Below are 5,720 nucleotides of genomic sequence, written 5' to 3' on the forward strand. Positions count from 1 at the left end.
AACTCGACCGCGAGAAGGTGGAGGTCGGGGAGAAGTTCAGCAACGGGTGCCGCTATCCCGGCGACCCCGAGGCGCCGTATGCCGAGACGTGCAACTGCCGATGCACGCTGGTGGCGTGCTGCGACGGGCTCGACGTGCTCGACGGCGAGCGTTTCAGCCGCCTGCCCGAGGGCATGACCTACGAGGAATGGAAGGCGGGCAAGCCCGCCGTCAACGGCGCCAAACCGGCCGACCGCACCATCTCGGAGTTCATGGACATGCCCGGCACCAAGCGCAAGCTGGACGTGGCGGGCGTATCCAAGACCGAGGCGCGCAAGCGGCTCTCGCGGCAGCTCGTGGACTACGGCATACCGTCCGGCTCGTTCCGCAAGATGAGCGCCGGCGACCAGCAGAAGGTGTTGGACGCGGCGCTGGCCTGAATTCGGCGCATCGCAGGCAAGCCCGATATGTCTGCTTCCGTCTACTCGTGCCTCAATGGGGATCAAAGGGATGCGGTGAAAGGCATTCTCAAGCGTTCGGACAAGGCTGCCCGTAGCGTTTACCTGAAGCATGAGCGGGATTTCGTTTTGCTGAACGGCGGATGGGGCGGGACCGCCCACTACAGCCCAACGGACGGTGGCGTGAGGCTCAACCTTGAAAGAGTGTTTTCGAAAGATGGATTGAGACCCCAAGGAACGACCTGGTTCCATGAGTTCGGGCACATGGTCGACGGTCTCAACTCGAATATATCGGAGACTTACAAAGGTGGGGTATTCGCGAAGACGATCAAGAAGGAGGCGAACGCATACATCGACGCTCGCAACAAGGAGATGCGCGAAGGCTTCAAGCGGGCAAAGGCGGCTAAGGACCTCGGGTGGCTAGAGGCGAACGGCTATATCTCAAAATGGAAGGTAGACTATTTGAGGAAGCACCCTGACAACGTCGCCGAGGCGATCTCATCCCTCAAGCACACGAAGGCGGACGCGTACCGCTCGGTCGAGTCCGAGATTTGGGAGATGAGCGATGCGGACAAGGCGGACCTCTCAGATCTGTTCGGCGGGGCAACGCTGAACAAGTGTAACGATGGATGGGGCCACAGCAAGAGTTATTGGCGGCCAAAGGGAGCGTCCGAGGACTACCAGCTGGCAAGGCTTGCGCAAGAGGGCTTCGCCGAGTTCTTCAGCGCAAGCACCGCGAACCCGGAATCTCTCGCCGTCCTGCGCAAATACCTACCGGAATCGAGTAAAATATTTGACGAGATGATGAAGGAGGGGCTGTGATGGTTGCCGAATTGCATACATGGGAGCAGGTCGACAAGCTCGCGGCCAACTTCGAGGAGCGTTTCGGCTATGAGCCGATATGGTACGGCAATGTCGATGAGGTCTATGCAGCCCTCAAGGAGTCGCTGGACTCTGGCGTTCCAAAACTCGAGAGGCAGGACCCCGAAATCTGTCTCTAGCGTATAACGGCGTATCATCAAGATCGACGAGTGCCTGACGACAAGAGGTTGACATGCTCACATTGGAAGAGGCCATAAAGCCGATTCTGGAAGAGGAGGCCGTAGACGGATACGGCCCGGTGTGCGCATACGAGGGCAAATACCATTGGTTCGTCGGTTTCGGTTTCGATGGAAAGATGGCCCCGAGCGACACTCCGTACGCCATCGACAAGGAAACGGGGAGGATTGACTTCTTCCCGATTCCATTTTTCCTCAGAGGCGAGAGCCCGTCTGCTATCGAGCTTGAGATGGACAAGGCCCACGAGGTAAAAATCCAATAGATCACAGCCGGCCCCGCCACGGCGGGGCTTTTTTCATGCCGCGTGACCGTGCCGCGACACTGCCCGCAGAGAGATTGGGGCAGGCATGAAAGAGCTATTCACTTGCGCGAGCTGCGGAGACTGCGCCGTAAAGCTGGGCTTCGGCTTCACGTTCCCGGATACCTACATCTGCACGCAGCGCGGCGACAAGGTTGAGCCCGACGACGGCTGCACGCTCGGGCGCGAGGTCGTTCCGGTGCAAGCCATCGAGGCCATCGAGGCGGACGTCGACGGCCGCGTGGGCTATGGGTGCGAGGTGCTCGACTGATGGCTTATGGGCTTGTCGGCGGCGCCGGCGACCACGGCCGGCACGGGACCCTCATCACCGAGGAGATCGTAAACGCCGCAAAGCTGGATACCGCCGAGTGCATCGAGATACGGCAGAACAACATCGAGCAGGTCGAGAAGGCCCTCCTGCGAGCCTATAAAACAGGCCTGGAGGAGATTGGCCTCGTCGCGGAGGGCTACGCCAAGGCGACGTGCCCGGTCGACACGGGAAGGTTGCGCAACTCCGTCACACACCTCCTCAAAGGCTACGACTGCTTCATCGGAACCAACGTCGAGTACGCGCCATACGTCGAGGAGGGGACCTCCCGCATGAAGGGCAAGCACTTCCTGCGCAAGGCGGCAACGGGCCACGGAGACACGTACCGGGCGATTCTCGAGAAGCACCTGAGGGGTGGCGCGTAGGGCCGCGTTACTCCGCTTGGATACTCACCCTTGCCGCGAGGTATTGCGGTGCGGGCCCTGCCGAGGCAATAGGCTGGGACCCGCCCATTCCGAAGCAAGGGAGATTCTGTTGGCACTCACGCGAAAGATGCTCAAGGCAATGGGCATCGAGGACGAGAAGATCGACCAGATCATCGAGGAGCACGCCGAGAGCGTGGACGCGCTCAAGGCGCAGCGCGACGAGCTCAAGGAGGCCGCGGGCAAGGCGGACGGCTACAAGAAGGAGCTGGACGCGCTCAAGGCCAAGGGCGAGGGCGCGGGCGAGTACGAGGAAAAGTACAAGGCTGCCGTCAAGAACCTAGAGGACTACAAGGCCAAGGTCGAGGGCGAGAAAGCCGCAGCCGAGAAGCGCAGCCTGTACCGAGAGCTGCTCAAGTCGGCGGGCGTCGACCCCAAGCGCATCGAGACCGTTCTCAAGGTCTCCGACCTCGAGAACGTGACCGTCAAGGACGGCGCTATCGAGGGTGCGGACAAGCTCACCGAGGGCATCAAGGCCGACTGGGCCGACTTCATCGCAACCACAACCGTCAAGGGCGCCGACGTGGCCCACGCCCCCAAGGGCGAGGGCGGCAAGGACATCAACGAAATGAGCACCGCCGAGTACATGAAGTACAAGGCGGAGCAGAGAGGCTAAGGGGTTTCTATGTCGAACACCATCCTTACACCCAACATCATCGCCAACGAGGCGCTGGACGTTCTGCGCACCAACGCCGTCATGGCCAACCTCGTCCACCGCGACTACTCCTCCGAGTTCGTCGCCGGCGTGGGCGACACCATCACCGTCCGCAAGCCCGCCACCTTCGAGGCCAAGGAGTTTACTACCGAGGTCGAGGTGCAGGACGCCACGGAGGGCAAGGTCCCCGTCAAGATGGACAAGCTGCTCGACGTGACGTTCGCCGTCACGTCCAAGGAGCTGACGATGGGCATCGTCGACTTCTCCGCGCAGTTCCTCGTCCCGGCCATGCAGGCCTTCGCCGACAAGATCGACGGCTACCTGCTCGCGCTCGAGAAGGACGTCACGAACCGCGTCGACCACACCAAGGGCGCCATCGCCGTGGCGGACATCATCGCCGCCCGCAAGTTCCTCGTGGACGCCAAGGCGCCCTCCACGGAGCGCCGCTTCGTCTACGGCTCCCAGGCCGAGGCCGACCTGCTCAACACCGAGGCGTTTACCAATGCCTCCGCCGTCGGCGACAACGGCACCGCCCTCAAGGAGGCATCGCTTGGCCGCAAGTACGGCCTCGACTTCTACTGCGACCAGAACGTGCAGAAGATCACGGCGGAGACGGCCGACTACACGCCGTCCATCGCGTTCCACAAGAACGCCTTCGCGCTCGTGACCCGCCAGCTCGAGATGCCGCTTGGCGCTCCCAAGGCGTACTCCACCTCCTACGACGGCTTCGGCCTGCGCGTCGTGCAGGGCTACGACCAGAAGACCAAGACCGACACCGTCTCCATCGACATGCTTTGCGGCGTCAAGACCCTCAGCCCCGAGCTCGCCGCAGTCATCACCGATAAGCGATAGGCGCAGAGATGCTCGAGCAGGTGCTTCTGTCGCTGCGCAACTGGTTCGTCGCCGACAAGCGCACGGGGCGCGTCCGTATCGAGGACGGCCGCCTCGTGCCGCCCGCAGCCCTCGGCCTCAAGGAGGGCCAGTACGTCCGCATCACGGGCTCGACGTTCAACGACGGGCTGCATGCGTGGCCCTACAACGACCTCACGGACGAGGAGTTCGTCGGCACCGTCTGGGCGCTCGCCATCCCGCAGGCCGTGGTCGACCTCGCCAACGAGATCGCGGCGTGGCAGACCGAGCACGCCAAGGAGCTGGACAGCCCGTACGCGAGCGAGAGCTTCGGCGGCTACAGCTACACGCGCGTCGGCGGCGACGGCTCGCCCATCACGTGGCGGCAGCAGTTCAAGGCGCGCCTCGACCCTTGGAGAAAGCTGTGAGCCGCCTGTACGAGCGCATGGCGGTGGCGTGCGCGAGGCTCGTCGCAAAGACCGAGCCTGACGGCGAGGGCGGCTTCAAGACCGTCCTCGCCGTCAGCGACGGCTTCACGGCGGCGATCGTGCGCGACAGCTCCACGGCCTCGCGTATCGCGGAGCACGACGGCGTGAGGAACGTCTACACCGTGACGACCGCCGAGCCGCTGCGCTACGGCGACCTCTTCCAGCGTGCGTTCGACGGGCAGGTATTCCGCTGCACGTCGAACGCGGACGACGGCGCCGCGCCGTGCTGCGCGTCGTTCGGCTTCGGCCAGTGCAGCGCGGAGGAGTGGGAGGTGCCGGATGGCGACTAAGGCGGCAGCGCTGCAGGCGTGGCTCGAGGGCTTCGGGCTGCCCGTGTACCGCGACTCGGCGGTGCCGGGCGAGGCGAAGATGCCCTACATCACCTACGACCTGCCGACCGCGTCGTTCGGCACGCAGTGCAACTCCGAGGTGAACCTCTGGTTCCGTACATCGTCCGAGGCCGCGCCCAACTCCAAGGCCGAGGAGGTCGCCCGTGCGCTGGGGCTCTCCGGCGTGCTGCTGCCGTGCGACGGCGGCGGCATGTGGGTGATGCAGGGCGAGCCGTTCTGCAACGCCATGGCCGACGAGGACGACGCCGTGAAGCGCCGAATCATCAACCTGACCATTGAGTACATGACCAGCTACTAGGAGGTCATATGTCTAAGTTCACGCGCATCCCCGAGAACACGTTCAAGGAGATCGTCATCAACGCGGGCCTGCTCGCCACGAATTTCAACCCCACGACCGCCGAGGTCGCGGAGTCCGAGCTGATGGGCGCGACGAGCGGCGGAGTCAGCTTCGCCGCCACGCCCAGCTTCATCGACTACGGCGAGGACATCGACAACTGCCCCGCCAACACGATGGAGCTGAAGCGCATCGACAGCATCGAGGCCAAGCTGAGCGGCACGTTCGTGACGCTGAACACCGCGCTCGGCAAGAAGCTCGCGGCCGCAGCCGACGAGACCGAGGGCAAGATCGTCCCGCGCTCCGCACTCTCGGAGGCCGACTTCGCCGACATCTGGCTCATCGGCGATTACTCGGGCGAGAACGGCAACGGCTATATCGCCATCCGCCTCATCAACGCGCTCAACACGGGCGGTCTGCAAATCACGACGCAGAACAAGGCCAAGGGCCAGTTCGCGTTCGAGTTCACCGGCCATTATTCCATTACGGCGCAGGATACG

12 protein-coding genes are annotated in these 5,720 nt (G+C 63.3%); all 12 read left to right on the forward strand.

The genetic code is table 11. The features are described from left to right. Positions 1-419 (forward strand): hypothetical protein (locus tag ACT84W_RS05430; RefSeq protein ID WP_444328470.1); only part of this gene is annotated, 419 nt, incomplete at its 5' end. Positions 420-446: 27 nt separating this feature from the next. Continuing rightward, a complete protein-coding gene (locus tag ACT84W_RS05435; protein WP_444328471.1) occupies positions 447-1,259 on the forward strand; it encodes a hypothetical protein in 813 nt (270 codons plus the stop codon). Then, positions 1,256-1,438 (forward strand): hypothetical protein, encoded by a 183-nt coding sequence (locus tag ACT84W_RS05440; RefSeq protein WP_444328472.1) that lies wholly within the window; start codon positions 1,256-1,258, stop codon positions 1,436-1,438. Before ACT84W_RS05435 ends, ACT84W_RS05440 begins: the two co-directional genes overlap by 4 nt. Positions 1,439-1,491: 53 nt before the next feature. Continuing rightward, positions 1,492-1,758 carry a hypothetical protein gene (locus ACT84W_RS05445; protein WP_444328473.1) on the forward strand — a complete coding sequence of 89 codons (267 nt, stop codon included), beginning with the start codon at positions 1,492-1,494 and terminating at the stop codon, positions 1,756-1,758. An 85-nt stretch (positions 1,759-1,843) separates the two neighbouring features. Beyond that, on the forward strand, positions 1,844-2,065 hold the full coding sequence (locus ACT84W_RS05450) for a hypothetical protein (protein WP_444328474.1): 222 nt from the start codon (positions 1,844-1,846) through the stop codon (positions 2,063-2,065). Then, positions 2,065-2,487, forward strand: a complete 423-nt coding sequence (locus ACT84W_RS05455; protein WP_444328475.1) for an HK97 gp10 family phage protein — start codon at positions 2,065-2,067, stop codon at positions 2,485-2,487. The genes ACT84W_RS05450 and ACT84W_RS05455 overlap by 1 nt, the downstream gene beginning before the upstream one ends. A 109-nt stretch (positions 2,488-2,596) precedes the next feature. Next, entirely contained in the window at positions 2,597-3,160 is a 564-nt protein-coding gene (locus ACT84W_RS05460) for a phage scaffolding protein (RefSeq protein WP_444328476.1), read from the forward strand. Between the two features lie 9 nt (positions 3,161-3,169). Further along, on the forward strand, positions 3,170-4,051 hold the full coding sequence (locus tag ACT84W_RS05465) for a P22 phage major capsid protein family protein (protein WP_444328477.1): 882 nt from the start codon (positions 3,170-3,172) through the stop codon (positions 4,049-4,051). An 8-nt stretch (positions 4,052-4,059) separates the two neighbouring features. Continuing rightward, the gene (locus tag ACT84W_RS05470; protein WP_444328478.1) at positions 4,060-4,476 is read left to right on the forward strand and encodes a hypothetical protein; all 417 of its coding nucleotides are present in this window, start codon (positions 4,060-4,062) and stop codon (positions 4,474-4,476) included. Next, the gene (locus tag ACT84W_RS05475) at positions 4,473-4,826 is read left to right on the forward strand and encodes a hypothetical protein (protein WP_444328479.1); all 354 of its coding nucleotides are present in this window, start codon (positions 4,473-4,475) and stop codon (positions 4,824-4,826) included. The genes ACT84W_RS05470 and ACT84W_RS05475 overlap by 4 nt, the downstream gene beginning before the upstream one ends. Beyond that, complete coding sequence (locus ACT84W_RS05480; protein ID WP_444328480.1) at positions 4,816-5,184, forward strand: hypothetical protein; 369 nt, start codon at positions 4,816-4,818, stop codon at positions 5,182-5,184. Before ACT84W_RS05475 ends, ACT84W_RS05480 begins: the two co-directional genes overlap by 11 nt. 8 nt (positions 5,185-5,192) lie before the next feature. Continuing rightward, positions 5,193-5,720 (forward strand): hypothetical protein (locus tag ACT84W_RS05485; protein ID WP_444328481.1); only part of this gene is annotated, 528 nt, incomplete at its 3' end.

It is taken from the genome of Paratractidigestivibacter sp. (assembly GCF_052362415.1).
Taxonomy (GTDB): domain Bacteria; phylum Actinomycetota; class Coriobacteriia; order Coriobacteriales; family Atopobiaceae; genus Paratractidigestivibacter.